This window comes from Thermoleptolyngbya sichuanensis A183 (genome assembly GCF_013177315.1).
Classification (GTDB): Bacteria; Cyanobacteriota; Cyanobacteriia; order Elainellales; family Elainellaceae; genus Thermoleptolyngbya; species Thermoleptolyngbya sichuanensis.
This window is the reverse complement of sequence record NZ_CP053661.1, coordinates 3,139,077-3,155,568: the sequence shown is the minus strand read 5'-3', so window position 1 is coordinate 3,155,568 and position 16,492 is coordinate 3,139,077. Positions and strand designations below refer to the sequence as shown.

The window sequence follows — 16,492 nt, the reverse complement described above, 5'->3', positions numbered from 1 at the left end:
AGCGGCGATGTGTTGATCCCCCCTGACCCCCCTTGAACGATCCCCCTTAACCCCCCTTGAACAAGGGGGGAACTGAATCTCTCCTAACCCCCTTTAAATAAGGGGGGAACCGAACCTGGAGTGCCCCGAAGCAAGGAGAACTGGCTTGGAAGTCCCCCTTATTAAGGGAGATTTAGGGGGATCTTTCAGAGCCTGACGCAAAAAGATGGTGTACATAGTCGCTTGCTAAGGAGGGAGTCGAGCCGCCCGATCACAGTCCCCCTGATGAAGGGAGATTTAAGGGAGATCAAACGCCGACTTCCTAAGCCGACTGCCTAAACAGAACCCTCACTGCATACCCTAACCCCAAATTTCATCTATGGTTGCTCATCCCGACCCCTCTATCCCCTCGATAATGTCTGCTGCTTCGGATGATGCGCCGCTGTCGCTGTGGCAGCAGATCAAAGAAGACTGGATCGCCCACGGCCGCGACTGGACGAAGCCGGGATTTCGCGCAGTGGCAGTGCATCGCTTTGGCGTGTGGCGCATGAGCATCAAGCCGAAGCTGCTGCGGGCCCCCTTCAGCATTCTCTACCGGGCCATGTTTCGCCATGTTCGCAATGTCTACGGGATCGAACTGCCTTATACGGTGCAGCTTGGGCGGCGCGTGATTATTGAACACCAAAGCGCAATCGTGATTCATGGGCAGACGGTGATCGGCGACGACAGCGTGATTCGTCAGGGCGTGACGATGGGCAACCGCTATCTCGATCGCCCCACCGAAGCGCCCCGCCTCGGCAAGCGGGTGAACGTTGGCGCGGGGGCGAAGATTCTGGGTGCGGTGACGCTGGGCGACGATGCTAATGTGGGCGCAAACGCCGTGGTGTTGAAGGACGTACCCGCAGGCAAGACGGCGGTGGGCATTCCTGCCAAGATTATCGACTAGCGGGGGCAAGGGCTAGCGGGGGCAAGGGCTTGGCAGCCAAGTAAGGGACGGGCTGGTGCAACGGCGATCGCCCCTAGTCTGATAGGCTTGAGGGAATTGTTTTAGGGCTTCGGGGGCCGCTGAGCCGTGCCATCGTCTGATCTGGAAGAAAAATCTTCACTGCTGCCGCTCCAGCGCGTTTTGGGCAGCTTGCGGCACTATCCCTGGCTGACATTGGGCGGGCTGCTGAGTGCGCTGCTGCTGATTGCGGCCTACGCAGCAACACCGCAACTCTTCCGCTGGGCCATTGACCAAGGGGTCGCGCAGCGCAATCTGCGCGTGGTGCTGTACGGGGCGGGTGGGCTGGTGGCGGCGGCGATCGCCCGGGGCGTGTTCAACTTTGGGCAAAGTTTCTGTGCCGAGGCGCTGTCGCAGGGGGTCGCCTACGATCTGCGGAACCGTATTTTTCAGAAAATTCAAAACCTCAGCTTTAGCTACCACGACCAAGCGCAGACCTCGCAACTGCTGACGCGAGTGACCAGCGACATCGAGCAGGTGCGGACGTTTCTCAGCACCAGCCTGATTCAGGTGATCAGCGGCGTGGTGACGCTGGTGGCGATCGCCATCATTCTGCTGATTATGAACTGGGAACTGGCGCTGATCACGCTGACGGTCGTGCCCGCGAGTAGCTGGCTGATGGCGCGGTTTTTGCGGCAAAACAGCAGCCTATTTCGCCAAGTGCAGGAACAGTTGAGCAATCTAAACGCCGTGCTGCAAGAGAACCTGATCGGCGTGCGCGTAGTCAAGGCGTTTGTACGCGAGGACGTGGAAACGGAGCGCTATTCCCACCTGAATCAAGACCTGGTGGCGGCGAACCTGAAAACAGTGCGGTCAATTCGCAACACGTTTCCGTTTATCTTTTTGCTGAGCAACCTGGTGACAGTGGCAGTGATCGGCTATGGCGGCGCGGCTGTGATTGGCGGCCGTTTTTCGGTAGGCGAACTGGTAGCGTTTAACTCCTACCTGCTGCTGATTTTGCAGCCGATTTTGCTGATTGGCTTTGCGGCCCCGGCGATCGCCCAGGCAGCGGCTTCGGCAGAGCGCGTGTATGAAGTAGTGGATGCTGAAATCGAAATTCGCGATCGCCCCAAAGCGGTTCCGTTTGTCACCTGCGGCGGCCGCATCACGTTTGAGAATGTGTCGTTCCGCTATCCCGGCTCTAGCACGCCCGCCCTCCGCCATGTGTCTTTCGAGACCCGGCCCAACGAGCTAATCGCCATCCTGGGCATGACCGGATCGGGCAAAAGCACCGTGGTTAACCTAATTCCCCGATTTTACGACGTGACAGACGGAGCCGTGCGGATTGATGGGCGGGATGTGCGCGATTTCACGCTGCAAAGCCTGCGATCGCGCATCGGCATCGTGTTTCAGGAAACGACGCTGTTCTCCGGCACAATCTTGTCCAACATCACCTACGCCAAGCCCCACGCCACCCTAGAAGAGGCGATCGCCGTGGCAAAAACAGCGCAAATTCACGACTTTATCATTAGCTTGCCGGAGGGCTATCACACCCTCGTCGGGGAACGGGGCGTGGGGCTATCAGGCGGGCAAAAGCAGCGATTGGCGATCGCCCGCACACTGCTGACCGACTACAACATCCTAATCCTGGACGACAGCACCTCGGCCGTGGATGCCAAGACCAGCGCCGAGATTCAAGCCGCCCTCGACGACCTGATGCGCCGCCGCACCTGCACCTCCTTCGTAGTAGCCCAGCGCATCAGCACTGTCCGCACTGCCGATCGCATTCTGGTGATGGACAAGGGGCGACTGGTGGCCCAGGGCACCCACGAGGAACTGCTGAAAACCAGTCCGCTTTACGGCGTGATTTTGGAATCCCAGGTGAAGAAATCCGTCGTAGCCTCCGCCTAAACTGCCCATCTCAACTATCTTGTCCAATGCTTTTGCCCCGCCCCCCGTCCTGACACCCAGATCAATCCCAGATCAATTCTTACAGCGCTTCTCACAAGCGCCAATGCCCGGAGACCTCATCAACGCCTAGTCTGGCAATCCCCAATCCAAAATCCAAAATCCCCAATCCAAAATCCGAAATCCCCAATCCAAAATCCAAAATCCCCAATCCAAAATCTCCAACCTGTCTCCAAATGGGCATCAGCGGGTAAATTGGGAGGGCAGATAGTCGTTTGGAGCCGCGACGGATAATCGCGAAGCCGAATTGCAAGACTGGGAGGACAGGGAGCGATGGAACCACTCAACGCCGCACAGCGCAGGGCATGTTTTCAACAGGCGGGCGATCGCGCTGGGGTTCATGCGCCGCTGCTGGCGGCCCTCCACGCGGTGCATCAGGCTCCAACCCTGAGCGATGGTGAAGTCGGCCTCGGCATCTCGCCTGCCAACCAGGTGGCGCTGACAGAGGTAGAAACGCTACCTGGACAGGCGCAGGTCGTCGCCAGCACGGTTCGCAGCATCACCGATCGCCTGATTGCTCAGGGCTGGCAAAGCGCTGACCTGTGGGACGTGGATCGGGGGCGCTATGGCGATCGCTTTTTGACCGCCTTGGCGGAGGGCTATTTGCCGCCGCCCAACGACACCCACGCCGCCCAGCTCGAACCCTGCGACGGCGGGGCGCTGCTGCGGGCCTATGTCCAAAGGGTGGAAGCAGACCATCTGGCGGCGGGTTTGCCGTCTAACCTGGCGTTTGTGGATGGGGCGCTGCTGAATTTCCTGGAACAAGTGCCTGCAACCTATCGCGGGCTAAGCCACGAGCGAGACGGACTGCTGGAGGCAGTGCGACTCTGGCGGAAGTTGGACAGCCAATCAGCCGCCATTCACTCGCTCTTGCCCCGTGGGTCAACCTCTGAGCCAGACGCGCTGCCTGCTACGGACCGCCTGGACATCGCCTTGCAAGACCTGAGCCGCCGCCTGCCGCTCAACTACGCGGGCTATCCCCATCAGCGGGAGGCGCTGCTGCGGCTGGTGCAGTGCTGGCGACAGTTGCCCAGCCGAGAAGCGGCGATCGCCTCTCTAGAAAAGAAAGATCCCCTTTCCCCAGATTTGACCACGCTAGACCCGGCGCTGATGGCTTTTGTGCAGCGGCTTCCGGCGCATTACCTGGGCAAAGGGGAACAGCGCAATGCCCTGACGGAAACCTTTCGCCTATGGCAAGGCCTGGATTCGCGCACGACAGCCGTGCGGACGCTGGGTGTAGATCCAGAATCCTTGATGAGCGCCAGCCCCGCTGCGTTGCTGGATGCTGCTCGCCAGCTTGATCAGCAGCTTCTGCGATTTGTCCAGCGGATTCCCGCTGCCTATCGCCAAACCGACGCTCAGCGCGTGGCCCTGCTGCATCTGGTGCAGACCTGGCGGGGGCTGGAGACAGGCGAGACCACCGTGCGATCGCTCGTGGATGACCTGCGGCAGTTGCAATCGGCACGTCCCGGCTCTCCAGACGCAACGCCTGCACCCGTACCCGACCTGCTGCCCGTGCTGCAAACCGAGTGGACGCTAGACACGATTCAACTGCACGGGGCGATCGCCCCTGGCGGACGGCTGACCTGGGCGGAGGCGACCCAAGGCGGGCTGTACCTGCCGAAAAATCTGGCGGCGATGCGGGCGATCGTGCAGTTGGCGACGGCGATGGAACAGGTGGCCACGCGATTAGGGCGATCGCCCCATATCATCGCATGGCACTGTTCTCCAGAGGCAGCCAGAGCCTTGCCTGGCCCCAGTCCAGAGCAGCATACGCTTGGCAGTGCCCTGCTGTTCTACTGCGACGGTCTTACCGGGCAGCAGATTTACTGGACGCTCGATCCCTGGTGGACAGGTGGGCTAGGGCGGTTTACCCAATATCCAGCGCTGGTCTACCTAGAGAGCAGGGGGGCGATCGCCAGCCCAGAGCCAGATCACCGCGTCCGCTGGGTTTACTAGAATCAAGCGCTTCTAGAGTTAAGCGTTTCTAAATTAGGCTTTTCTAAATGCCCAGCATCAGGCATTTCCAGTCAACAGCACCAGCCAAAGTCAATCAGACGCTCAGGACGCTTTGGTGGACTTGGTGCTGCGCGTGGTGGATGCCGCTTTTTGGGTTGTGGACTTGGCAGGGGTGGATTTTGCTGCCGTTTTTTTGGCGGGCGCTGGTTCGGTTGGCGTTACCTCAGCTTCGGCCTCCGCCGTCGATTTAGCAGATTTGGTTGTCTTCTTCGCAGCGGCCGCCTTAGTTGTGCTGGATTGAGCCGTGCTGGATTTAGTTGTACTGGATTTAGCCGTGCTGGATTGAGCCGTGCCAGCCTTTGCGCGGGTTGTTTTGGTGGTTTTGGTCGCTGTCTTGGTGCCCGAAGTCTTCGTGCCTGCGTCGCCAGTTTTGCTGGAACGGCGCGAGGTTTTCTTGGTGGCGGCTTTTTCTGCCAGCGCTTTCAGGGCCGCTTCCATGCTGATGGACTCGGCTTTTTCGCCTTCAGGCAGGGAGGCGTTAAGTTTGCCGTGCTTGATGTAAACGCCGTAGGGGCCGTTGTAGAGGTTCACGGGTTCGCCGTCTTCCGGGTGGGGGCCTAATTCTCGAATCGGAGCCGCGGCCCGTCCGCGTCCGCGCCCTGCCTTCGGTTCTGCCAGCAGTTCCAGCGCTCGCTCCAGGGTAATCGTCAGCACGTCGTCGTCGCCTTTGATCGAGCGGTAGTCCTTGCCGTTTTTGCCCTGGTCGTGGACGATGTAGGGCCCAAAGCGACCCAAGTTCGCCTGAATCTTGCAGCCCGTTTCCGGGTGCATCCCCAGTAAACGCGGCAGCGCCAGCAGGTTCACCGCCTGCTCCAACGTTACATCTTGGGGCTGCACGCCTTTGGGCAGCGAGGCGCGCTTGGGCTTGGGGTTTTCATCCGTTACATCGCCAAGCTGCACATAGGGGCCGTAGGCTCCGATCAGCACGTAAATCGGTTCGCCCGTTTCGGGGTGAAATCCAAGCTTGTCCGGCCCTTCGGTTTTTTGACGCAGCAGCACTTCGACCCGCTCGGCATCCAGGTCAGACGGCGTAAAGTCTTGGGGAATGGTAGCTTTAACCGGCCCCTCCTCGGTTTCGGTTTCGATATAGGCTCCGTAGCGGCCAATGCGGACTTTGGCATCCAGCCCCTCCAGATCCACGCTGCGGGCTTCGGCAGGGTCGATCTGGCTCTCGCGCTGCTTCACCTGCCCGTCTAGCCCGGTTTCGCCCAGGTAAAACTGTTGGAGATAGGGCAGCCAGTCGGCTTCGCCCGTGGAAATGTCGTCTAGCGTGCGCTCCATGCGAGCGGTAAAGCTGGTATCTACCAGGTCGGGAAAGTGCTTTTCGAGCAGGCTGGTGACGGCAAAGGCAGTGAAAGTGGGCACGAGACTGTTGTTCACCATTTGGGCGTAGCCCCGGTCGATGATGGTGCCGATGATGCTGGCGTAGGTGCTGGGGCGACCGATGCCTTCGCTTTCCAGCGTTTTCACTAGGGACGCTTCGGTGTAGCGGGCGGGCGGCTGGGTTTCGTGGGCGATCGCCTCCAACTCCTGACAATTTGGATGGTCGCCCTCCCGCAGCACAGGCAGGATCACTTCCTGGTTTTCGATTGCCGCATCGGGATCGTCCGATCCTTCCACGTAGGCCCGGAAAAAGCCGGGAAAGTCAATGCGTTTGCCCGTAGCGCGGAATCCCGCATCTTCTGCCTGGATCTGCACGGTGATATTCGTCTGGCGAACTTCTGCCATCTGGGTGGCCACCGTGCGCTTCCAGATCAGGTCATAAAGCTGAAACTCGCGCCCGCTCAGGCCCGTTTCCTGGGGCGTGCGGAAGGTGCTACCTGCGGGACGGATGGCTTCGTGGGCTTCCTGTGCGCCCTTGCTCTTGGTGGAATAGCGGCGCGGTTCGGGGCTGAGGTATTCGCTGCCATACATCTGTTGAACGCAGCTTCGAGCGGCGGCGATCGCCTGTTGCGACAGATTCACCGAGTCGGTTCGCATGTAGGTGATATAGCCCTGTTCATAAAGGCTCTGAGCCACGCGCATCGTATCACGGGCCGACAGGCGCAGCTTTCGGTTGGCCTCCTGTTGCAGCGTCGAGGTGGTGAAGGGCGGCGAGGGCTTGCGTGTCGAAGACCGCTCTTCTAGTCCTGTGACAGTCCAGGTTGCCGACTGGAGGCGATCGTGCAACGCCTGGGCCTCTGCCTCACCCAGCAGCAGCACATCGCGTCCGGCGATGATTTGTCCCGTCGATTCGTCAAAATCTGCCCCCGTGGCAATGCGGCAGCCACCCAGGGTCACCAGTTTCGACTCAAAGCTGCTGCCGTCTTTCTCCAGCGTCGCCTTCAGATCCCAGTAAGACCCTTTGCGAAAAGCGCGGCGCTGCCGTTCGCGGTTGACCAATAGGCGTACTGCAACCGACTGAACTCGCCCTGCCGATAGACCCCAGGCAATTTTTTTCCACAGCAAGGGCGACAGCGTGTAGCCCACCAGCCGATCTAGAATGCGCCGAGTTTCCTGGGCATGAACCAGTTGCTCATCCACATCGCGGCAGTTTTGCAGGGCCTCGCGGATGGCTTCCTCGGTGATTTCGTGGAACACCATGCGCTTCGTGGGCACCTTGGGCTGGAGCAGTTGCAGCAGGTGCCAGCTAATGCTTTCTCCCTCGCGGTCTTCGTCCGTCGCCAGGATTAGCTCGTCGGCCTGTTTTAGAGCCTCTTTCAGAGCCTTGACGACTTTCTTCTTGTCCTGCGGCACGATGTAGAGCGGCTCAAAATCTGCGTCTACGTTGACCCCAAGTTTTGCCCACTCTTCGCCCTTGACCGAAGCGGGAATGTCGCTCGCCGACTGGGGCAAATCTCGCACATGGCCCATCGATGCCTCGACCCGATAGCCCGGCGGCAGGTAGTTGCGGATGGTTTTCGCTTTGGTGGGGGATTCGACAATGACGAGAGTTGACATGGATCTCAGTCGTGCTAAGAAAAAGGACGCAGATGGAGAACGTATCGGTAACGCTTCGATCTGGTGGGGGACGGGCGAGGACGAGACAGATAGGCGATTACAGACAGGCGATTACAGTCTGTTTGACTGATGCCTGTTCTCTACTTATAGACCATAGCCTTGAAAAGTAGGGAATCTCAAATCGTAAGGATTTTACAAGAAGGAAATCTTTTGGGGGCTATTAGGAGAAACAACGGGGATTATCGGCCGAGCCGCACGTAGCGCACAGATTTGCGCGGTATGATCCATTAGAAATGGAAGGAAATGGAACGAGCCTGACCTGCAATGCAGGCGGTTAAAAAGCAGTTTGCCCACAGAAAGCGGATTCGGCAACCACGTTTGAACGTTTTTTCGGTTTGAACTTTTCGGTTTGAACGTTTTGTCGAGTGTTTCGTTCAAGCGCTTTTGTCTAAACTGCCCATGATTCTGATAAGGTCGTCTTGTTCCGTCACGTTTTCAACTTTGCGCCGTTTACGCTAGACCCCCTATGGACTTTTCCACGCTTGTCGGCCAGCTTAATGCCGGAACCATTCTGCCGGAAGGGATTGTGATTGCCACGCTGATGGTGGTGCTGATCGGAGACTTGATTGTGGGGCGATCGTCGGCTCGATGGACTCCCTATGTGGCGATCGCCGGACTGTTGGCGGCCGTTGTGGCGCTGGTGCCGCAGTGGGATATCGCCGAACCCGTTTCGTTTCTGGGGAGCTTTAGCGGAGACACCCTGAGCGTCGTGTTTCGCGGCATCATTGCCCTGTCGGCGGCGCTGACGATCCTGATGTCGGTGCGCTACGTAGAGCAATCGGGCACATCGCTGGCCGAGTTCATCGTGATTTTGCTCACGGCGACGCTGGGCGGCATGTTCCTCTCTGGGGCCGATGAACTGGTGATGGTGTTTGTGTCGCTGGAGACGCTGAGTATCTCGTCTTACCTGCTGACGGGCTATATGAAGCGCGACCCCCGCTCCAACGAGGCGGCGCTGAAGTATCTGCTGATTGGCGCGGCCAGTTCCGCCATTTTCCTCTATGGCTCGTCGCTGCTGTATGGGCTGTCGGGTGGGGAAACGCGACTGGGGGCGATCGCCACCAACGTTGCGATCGCCGGGCTAGAAGACTCCATTGGCATTGTGATCGCCTTGGTGTTTGTGATTGCGGGCATTGCCTTCAAGATTGCCGCTGTTCCCTTTCACCAATGGACCCCAGACGTGTACGAGGGGTCACCAACGCCCGTAGTCGCGTTTTTGTCAGTGGGTTCAAAGGCAGCGGGCTTCGCTTTGGCGATTCGCCTGCTGGTAACGGCCTTTCCTGCTGTTTCCGATCAGTGGCAGTTTGTGCTGACCGCCCTGGCAATTCTCAGCATGGTGCTTGGCAACGTGGTAGCTCTGGCACAGACCAGCATGAAGCGACTGCTGGCCTATTCCTCGATTGGTCAGGCCGGCTTTGTGATGATCGGGCTGCTCGTGGGTACTCAGGCCGGCTATTCCAGCATGGTGTTCTACCTGCTGGTGTACCTGTTCATGAACCTGGGCGCGTTTTCCTGCATCATCCTGTTTGCGCTGCGGACGGGCACAGACGAAATTACCGAGTACAGCGGTCTGTACCAAAAAGACCCGCTGCTGACGCTGGCGCTGAGCATTTGTCTGCTGTCTCTGGGGGGCATTCCGCCGCTGGCAGGCTTCTTTGGCAAGATTTATCTATTCTGGGCAGGCTGGCAGGCTGGGGCCTATGCGCTGGTGCTGGTCGGCCTGGTGACGAGCGTGATCTCCATCTACTACTACATCCGCGTGGTGAAGATGATGGTGGTGAAGGAGCCGGATGAAATGTCTGAGTCGGTAAAGAACTATCCGCCAATCCGCTGGACGCTGCCAGGAATGCGCCCGCTCCAGGTAGGCATCGTCACGGCGCTAATCTTCACCTCGCTGGCGGGCATTCTGTCCAATCCGCTGTTTACGCTGGCGAATGACTCGGTTGACCGCACGCCGATGCTGCAACCCGCGCTACGGGTTGAACGGGCCCTGATGGCGATCGCCCATCCAAATCCTGTGGAGTAGGGCTGCGTCCGCACTCCGATGGAAGGGGAAGCGCGAAAGAGGAACAAGGAAGAAGGAAGAGCGAAGAGCGAAGAATGAAAAGTGGGTGGCTGATCGCTTGGCGATTGGCCACCTGCTTTTTGTGGTTACGGTTTTTCGGTTACGGTTTTGCGATCGCAGTGCGAGACCGCACAAGATCTGCAAAATACAAAAATTACACCAGGAAAATCACACGACGGTCAGGTCGCCCTGCACATCCAGCCGCTTAAAGTTGCCCAGCGTTAGGTAGCGTTCGGTCAGCGTTTCGGCGATCGCCGGGGTCACCCAGCCGATCTGCTTGAGCAGGTGAACCGCGACGGCATACTTGGCCCGCTTGGCTCCGTCCATCACCTTGATCGCCAGCCCCATGCCTTCGCCCACGCGACCAATGCACTGAATCCCCTCTGCACCCGACTTGCTCACCAGCGCCCCTTCCGACAAGCGCATCACTTCTGTATCAAATTCGCCCTCGCCTGCCACCAGAATGGGGTGATGGGTCATCGCTCGCACAATGCGTTCCAGATCCAGGCTGCTGCCCGACGCAAGCTGGGCAAACAGCGTCGCCATCTGCCCCAGTTGCATAAAGTAGGTGGGTGCGCCGCAATCGTCGTGGGCGGAGATAAATTCCGCCGCAGGCATCCGCAGCAGTTCTGATACCTTGGACAGGATCAGCGTCTGCACCGGGTGGTTGCGCTGCAGATAGTCGGAGGTGGGATAGCCAAGCTGGCGGCAGACTGCTAACATGCCCGCATGTTTACCAGAGCAGTTATGCTCTAGCGGGCTACGCTTGCCATCGGGAATGGGGCATTGCAACATTGACGGGTCAACGTCGCAACGCCAAAGAATGTTGAATACCTGACGCACCTGCTCAATCGTGCCGCGATGGGAACTGCACATAATCGCCAGATCGCGATCGCTCAACCCAAAGCGCTCCAGCGTGCCCGTGCTGGTCACTGCCATCGCCTGAAACGGCTTGAGCGACGATCGCACAAAGGAAGCCGTCTCCGCACTGCCCGCGACGGACAGCACGCGACCACGATTGTCTGCGACTGCCGCCTGCACCAGGTGCCGCGACTCGATAATGCCCTCTCGCAGCAGCCGAACTTCTAGCTCTGCGGTCTGTACTCGTTTTCCCCTAGTCATTCCTGGCCTTAGCCATTTCCAGTAAATAAAGTCCAGCGTCTTCCGCCTCTAGGACTGTGACACACTGCGTCCACCAGCGCAATAGAAACGCCATGATGTGTCATGAGATGGCTTGACAGCAGGTGTGGTGGACGGCAGATGTTTTGGATCGAGGCGATGCCAGTCAACGATTCTCGCGAGGGAGTCACGTCAACGAGCTACGATGCGAAAGAATGCCCCAGATAATGCTACTAAGAACCAGCAATAGCCCAAAGATGGCAAACGTGCGCCAGAGCCGCTTCATAATAGGCTGAATTTGGTAGCTCACGATCAGGCGATCGCGCTGCAACACCTCTTCGGGCTTCGTCCAGGTCTGTCCGTCATACCAGCCCGATTCTTCATAGAACACGGTTTCCTTGGAAAGGCGATCGCGCACATACCACCAGCCCAGCGTCAGCCGCACTAGCGCCAGCAGCGGAATCACGCAAGCCCCTACCGCCGCGCTCAGGGCAAACAGCGCTGGATATTTCGCGGGCGGAAAGCTGACCGCCGCCACAGGCCCAGACACCGCCCAACTCAAGCTCCAGAGAATCAGAATCGGCTTGATGTAGTGCCAGAGGTCGAGCGTCGCCCAGCGAAAAAACCAGGACTCCTGCAAGTCCTGAAACTCATTGATGGGTTGCTGCTCGGAGGGAACCGGGCAGACGGGCAGAGAGGATTTCATGGGCAACAGTTGGGCTGCATCCTAGCGCGAGGTGGGAAACGGTGAACGAAGTGCGCTGACTTCTCGCGTCATCCGCACTGAGTCTGGTTCCAAATCGGATTCTGAAAACAATCCTGAATGCAGTCTACTGTAATCCACGAATCTGGTGTAGCTAGGAGCAGACAGAAGGCAGGAGGCGGTGCCAAAAGTCACGCTGCACAGGGCTTTTGTGATTTCCAGGCTCCTCGCTACCTTGTTTAACCCCAGCCGCCTAGGACAGAGGGCACTCGACCCAGCGAGATTCTAGTTAAATGCTCCGGACTGAAAGACGCGGGTCAAATGCCCCTTCTCAAGGCCGGCCGTCAAACGCTCCCCTAGCCTTTTGCAGAGGGGCTTGCGCTTTGCAGTGCCGCAAAAGACAGCCGCTCGGCGTGTCCCCAAAACGCTTCCAGGTTGTAGAACTCGCGGTCTTTTTCAAGGAAGATGTGGGCAATCACATCGCCGTAGTCGATGAGTACCCAATTGCCTTCGGCTTGCCCCTCGATTCGCACGGGCACTCGCTGGAGTTTTTCCTTCACCGTTTGCTCAATGCTGTTGGCGATCGCCCTCACCTGCACATGCGAAAAGCCCGTCACCAGCACAAAATAATCTGCCAGGTAAGACACATCAGCCACCTTCAGCAGCACAATGTCGCCGCCTTTGCGGTCGTCGGCGGCCTGGGCGATCGCCAGCGCTAGGTCATCGCTGCTGGAGTCGGTTTCGAGGGTGAGGTGAGGGGCGGATGCATCGGCAGCCAACCGAGTAGAAAGCAGGGCCTCTAGCGGAGATTCATGGGTCATCAAATGTTCAGTACCTCTAGGTTTGATAGGACAGGGTTTGATAGAACCGGGTTTGATAGAACCGGGGATTCAAGACTGGCTAAATCGAGATTGCAGGCAGGATAGCAAAAAAACAAAGTTTTGCATTGTGTGATGAACAACGAAGCAGCGGGCAAAAAATCAAGTTGCGGTAAATCTTGGAACCGATCAAGTTGCAGGGCGATATGCCTCGGCAGCGGGGCTGCGCCATCGCCCCGAATCTGCCTGGAGAAACCAGTTTCGGGTTTGCAGGGCGCGGGGATGAATTAAATGTCCAGCGTCCAGCAGGTGTTTGAAGGTATAGTCGCAGGTCATCCAAACTGCTTGCGTTAAATTTTGCTGACTCACGGTTCGCAGATGACGCAGTTCGTCGGTGTTGCCGCGACCCGGTTCTAGCGTGTCTGCCAAAAACACAACACAGCTAAGGGCGCTCATGCCGGGACGACCGAGAGTATGGTTGGCGATCGCCGCCAACACGTCGGCATCGGTCACGCCAAATTCTCGCTGCGCCACGATCGCCCCCACGTCGGCATGGAGCAGGTGGGGATTGGCTTCATCTACCGGATCGAGCGGCAGCCCCGCCTCGTCCGCAATGCTCAGCAGCGTTTGGGGTTTGAAGTATTTCGCCAAATCATGCAGCAGTGCTGCCAGGGCTGCCCGCTGTGGATCGAGATTATGAACATGGGCCAGGGCGATCGCCATCTGCTCGACCCCAAGCACATGCTGCACCCGCGAGGCTGGAACCTGCGCCTCTAGCCAGCTCAGGATGCGGCTCCGCAGCGTGTCGTCGTCTAAATCAACCATGCTGGATTCATGCTGCTTGAGGATGCATAGGAATGCATAGATTTGCTCACTGTCCCCTGCCAGATGAGTCACCAGATGAATCAATTGTAGCGCAGGTTACGAGATGGCTGGCTTACCGCTAGGATTGGCGACGGGCTGGCTCGGTGGAATTCGTGGGGCTGTCAGACGTTGATCCGCTGGGCATGGAACCGTTAGCGGTTGAACTGTTAGACGTTGAACTAGGTAGTGAATTAGGCACTGAACTAGGCACTGAACTGGGTGATGAACCATTGGGCAGCAGGGCGGCGGGTGGCGTGGCAGTGGGCGTAGGGGGTGGGGCGATCGCCGCTGTTCCTGGCTCTGTCAAACCGGTCAGCGAGTGGAATAGCTGTTCATAGGCGGCGATCGCCTGCTCAAAGCGATAGTGCTGGAGGGCATACTGTCGCCCTTGGTGAGCCCACGCGGCCCGCTGCGGCGCATCGTGATAGACCGAGCGCAGCATTTCTGCCAGTTGCTCTGGCTGCTCCGGCTGCACGACCGTTCCCGCCTCGCTGTGCAGCACGAGTTTTGCCAGCTCACCCTCCATCGGGGCCGAAGCCACCACTGGGCAGCCGCTGGCCAGCAGCAGTTGAAACTTCGACGGCATGTTAAAACTCACCACATTTTTGCGCTGCACCACCAGCCCTACATCGGCCGCTGCCATCAGATGGGGCAATTGTTCTCGCGGCTGAAAGTCAAAAAACTGCACGTTGTCTGCATGGCACTGCCCCGCATAGTCCTGCAACTGCTGACAGGCTTCGCGCTCGCCCACAATCGCAACGATTAAATCGGGCAAATCGCGCAGCAGCGCTGCGGCCTCAACCACCGTTTCCATGCCCTGCGTCAGAGCAATGTTGCCTGCATACAGCACGATAAATTTTTCTTGCAAGCCGTGCTGCCGGCGGAATCGGTTCTCGGCTGGCGGCATCGGGCGAATAAAGTTTACGTCTACCCAATTGGGAATACAGGTTAACTTTTGGGGCGACACGCCCTTGTTTATCAGGTTTTGAGCAAAGCCGTCGGCAATCACGGCGATCGCCGTTGCGGTGCGGTAGGCAAATCGCTCAAGCGCCTCGAACGCGCGAATGGCCAGCCGATTTTTCACAATGCCCAGCCGCACCGCCGCTTCCGGCAAGATATCCTGCACGTTTAGCACCACCGGACAGCGGTAAATCTTCCCTAACAGCGCCGCAGGCACGCTGACGGGCAGCGGCGGAGTGGTCAGCAGAATTACATCCGGTCGAAAGCCCCATAGCGCCTGCACGACGCTCGTAATCACAAAGCTGCCATCCAGCAGCACCCGCCCCAGCAGCCCCGGTCGCGGCCGAATCCAGACATAGCAGCGCTGTACTCGCACGCCGTTTTCTACCCGCGTTTGATACAGCCGTCCGCGATAGCCAGGGTAAATGCGCCGCTGCGGATAGTTGGGCATCCCCGTCACCACGCGCACCTCATGTCCTCGCTGTACTAGGCCTTCGGCTAGCTCGGTCATCAGCGGCGCAATTCCAATCGGCTCTGGAGAATAGTTGTAGGAATAGATCAGAATTCGCATGTAGCCAAAAGCGCCAGCAGAATGAGCATCCTAACGCAGAAGCCAAGGAGACTGAAAAACTGCTGTCAGGGATAAATAGCTCTCAGGGATAGATAAATCAAGGTTGCCCACGCGCTGTATTCAGGCGTGCTTTCTGGGATTCGATACAAAGATTCAATGCAGGAAGATTCAATACAGGAAAATCAAGACTGAGGCGATCGCTAAAATCAACTTGCAATCTGGCGATTTGCCTACCGCCTTAGCTCAAAGCCCCGTAAGTGTTCCGGCGATTCATATTGCACTGCCACGTCTTTTACGACCGCTGTCGGTGGCCCCTGATGGCACCAGCGAATCATTTCCTGAACGCGATCGCCCGGCCCCTCAAACACGGCCTCAACGCGCCCATCTGCTAGATTTCGCACCCAGCCGTTGATCTTGAGCAGTGTTGCCGTATCACAGGTCGAAAAGCGGTAACCTACCCCCTGCACTTTGCCCGAAATCCAGACATGGGCCCGCACCCAGTCGCCTACAGCCCTCACAGCCCTTGGTGGTTGTGCATGTGTCATTGGTTGGTTGCTCCTCATCCAAAACCCTTGTGAGTTAGCCAGGGTTGACCTGATAAAGAACTACTTCATAGAGAACTACTTCAACCCTCTGACAACGCGCTCCTGATCCCAATCCCGAACCCTCAATTGCCCTCGCGTTAGCAATTGCCATACCCCAACCTCCAACCGCTAGTTCGGGAACCCGTACACCCCAAAAAGTTGCAGAGGGGCCCACCTGCCAGGTAAATTAGCACTCAGGAGTTGAGAGTGCTAAATTCTCGACTCGATAGCAACGGCTCGATTGCAGATTGGCATAGGGCAGATGGCTTCTGCTGAGCTTACGGAGCTTGTTTCCCGATGGGCGATCGCTCTGGCAAGTGTCCGGTTCAGCCTTTCAATATGAACGGGAATGCGGAGCGCGTCAAGGGCAAAGTCCTTGCAGCAGGTCTGTCTGGTCAAACAAGCCAGCAATTGAGCAAGATTCTTTCAACCTAACTGCAACTTTATCGTCTGGAGAGACTATACGTATGGCTGCTGTGTCCTTGAGTGTTTCCACCGTTAAGCCATTGGGCGATCGCGTGTTTGTAAAGGTCAGCGCTTCCGAAGAAAAGACCGCAGGCGGCATTTTTCTGCCCGACACCGCTAAGGAAAAACCTCAAGTCGGCGAAGTGGCGCAGGTGGGCCCCGGCAAGCGCAACGACGATGGCACCCGCCAAGAGCTAGAAGTGAAGGTGGGTGACAAAGTGCTGTACTCCAAGTACGCAGGCACCGACATTAAGCTGGGCGGCGAAGAGTACGTGCTGCTGAGCGAGAAAGACATTCTGGCGATCGTTTCCTAAATTTTGGATTTTGGGTTTTGGACAGGCGGCTGCGGTTGCAAGCCGCATGTGTTCCGAGGCCTAGCCCGAAATCGAATCTGTTCAACTGTAAATTCTCAATCGCAAATCCAAAATCGAAAC

General features: G+C 58.0%; 12 protein-coding genes. 5 read left to right on the top strand and 7 right to left on the bottom strand.

Annotated features, from left to right (window positions below):
• The first annotated feature begins 394 nt into the window (after nucleotides 1–394).
• The 3 genes from HPC62_RS13180 (at nucleotide 395) to HPC62_RS13170 (ending at nucleotide 4,849) form a co-directional block, all read left to right on the top strand.
• Nucleotides 395–925 carry a serine O-acetyltransferase gene (locus HPC62_RS13180; protein ID WP_205371439.1) on the top strand — a complete coding sequence of 177 codons (531 nt, stop codon included), beginning with the start codon at nucleotides 395–397 and terminating at the stop codon, nucleotides 923–925.
• A gap of 126 nt (nucleotides 926–1,051) precedes the next feature.
• Entirely contained in the window at nucleotides 1,052–2,833 is a 1,782-nt protein-coding gene (locus HPC62_RS13175; RefSeq protein WP_225906661.1) for an ABC transporter ATP-binding protein, read from the top strand.
• Between the two features lie 330 nt (nucleotides 2,834–3,163).
• Nucleotides 3,164–4,849, top strand: a complete 1,686-nt coding sequence (locus tag HPC62_RS13170) for a peptidase M15A (RefSeq protein WP_172356382.1) — start codon at nucleotides 3,164–3,166, stop codon at nucleotides 4,847–4,849.
• 102 nt (nucleotides 4,850–4,951) lie between these two features.
• Here the strand turns inward: HPC62_RS13170 and topA are convergent, their stop codons facing one another.
• Nucleotides 4,952–7,849 carry a type I DNA topoisomerase gene (gene topA, locus HPC62_RS13165; protein WP_172356381.1) on the bottom strand — a complete coding sequence of 966 codons (2,898 nt, stop codon included), beginning with the start codon at nucleotides 7,847–7,849 and terminating at the stop codon, nucleotides 4,952–4,954.
• A 526-nt stretch (nucleotides 7,850–8,375) separates the two neighbouring features.
• Here topA and HPC62_RS13160 point away from each other — a divergent pair.
• Complete coding sequence (locus HPC62_RS13160; RefSeq protein WP_172356379.1) at nucleotides 8,376–9,935, top strand: NAD(P)H-quinone oxidoreductase subunit N; 1,560 nt, start codon at nucleotides 8,376–8,378, stop codon at nucleotides 9,933–9,935.
• A gap of 207 nt (nucleotides 9,936–10,142) precedes the next feature.
• Here HPC62_RS13160 and HPC62_RS13155 read toward each other — a convergent pair whose 3' ends face one another.
• The 6 genes from HPC62_RS13155 to HPC62_RS13130 form a co-directional block, all read right to left on the bottom strand.
• The gene (locus tag HPC62_RS13155; protein ID WP_172356377.1) at nucleotides 10,143–11,096 is read right to left on the bottom strand and encodes an asparaginase; all 954 of its coding nucleotides are present in this window, start codon (nucleotides 11,094–11,096) and stop codon (nucleotides 10,143–10,145) included.
• 184 nt (nucleotides 11,097–11,280) lie between these two features.
• Entirely contained in the window at nucleotides 11,281–11,799 is a 519-nt protein-coding gene (locus HPC62_RS13150) for a CGLD27 family protein (protein WP_172356375.1), read from the bottom strand.
• A gap of 353 nt (nucleotides 11,800–12,152) precedes the next feature.
• Nucleotides 12,153–12,617 (bottom strand): ribosome silencing factor, encoded by a 465-nt coding sequence (gene rsfS, locus HPC62_RS13145; protein ID WP_172356372.1) that lies wholly within the window; start codon nucleotides 12,615–12,617, stop codon nucleotides 12,153–12,155.
• Nucleotides 12,618–12,803: 186 nt separating this feature from the next.
• A complete protein-coding gene (yqeK, locus tag HPC62_RS13140) occupies nucleotides 12,804–13,439 on the bottom strand; it encodes a bis(5'-nucleosyl)-tetraphosphatase (symmetrical) YqeK (protein ID WP_216655252.1) in 636 nt (211 codons plus the stop codon).
• A gap of 118 nt (nucleotides 13,440–13,557) precedes the next feature.
• The gene (locus HPC62_RS13135) at nucleotides 13,558–15,009 is read right to left on the bottom strand and encodes a glycosyltransferase family 4 protein (RefSeq protein WP_172356370.1); all 1,452 of its coding nucleotides are present in this window, start codon (nucleotides 15,007–15,009) and stop codon (nucleotides 13,558–13,560) included.
• 230 nt (nucleotides 15,010–15,239) lie between these two features.
• Complete coding sequence (locus tag HPC62_RS13130; protein WP_172356369.1) at nucleotides 15,240–15,554, bottom strand: acylphosphatase; 315 nt, start codon at nucleotides 15,552–15,554, stop codon at nucleotides 15,240–15,242.
• Nucleotides 15,555–16,060: 506 nt separating this feature from the next.
• Here HPC62_RS13130 and groES point away from each other — a divergent pair.
• Nucleotides 16,061–16,372: a co-chaperone GroES gene (gene groES, locus HPC62_RS13125; RefSeq protein WP_172356367.1), complete on the top strand. Its 312-nt coding sequence runs from the start codon at nucleotides 16,061–16,063 to the stop codon at nucleotides 16,370–16,372.
• Nucleotides 16,373–16,492 lie beyond the last annotated feature (120 nt).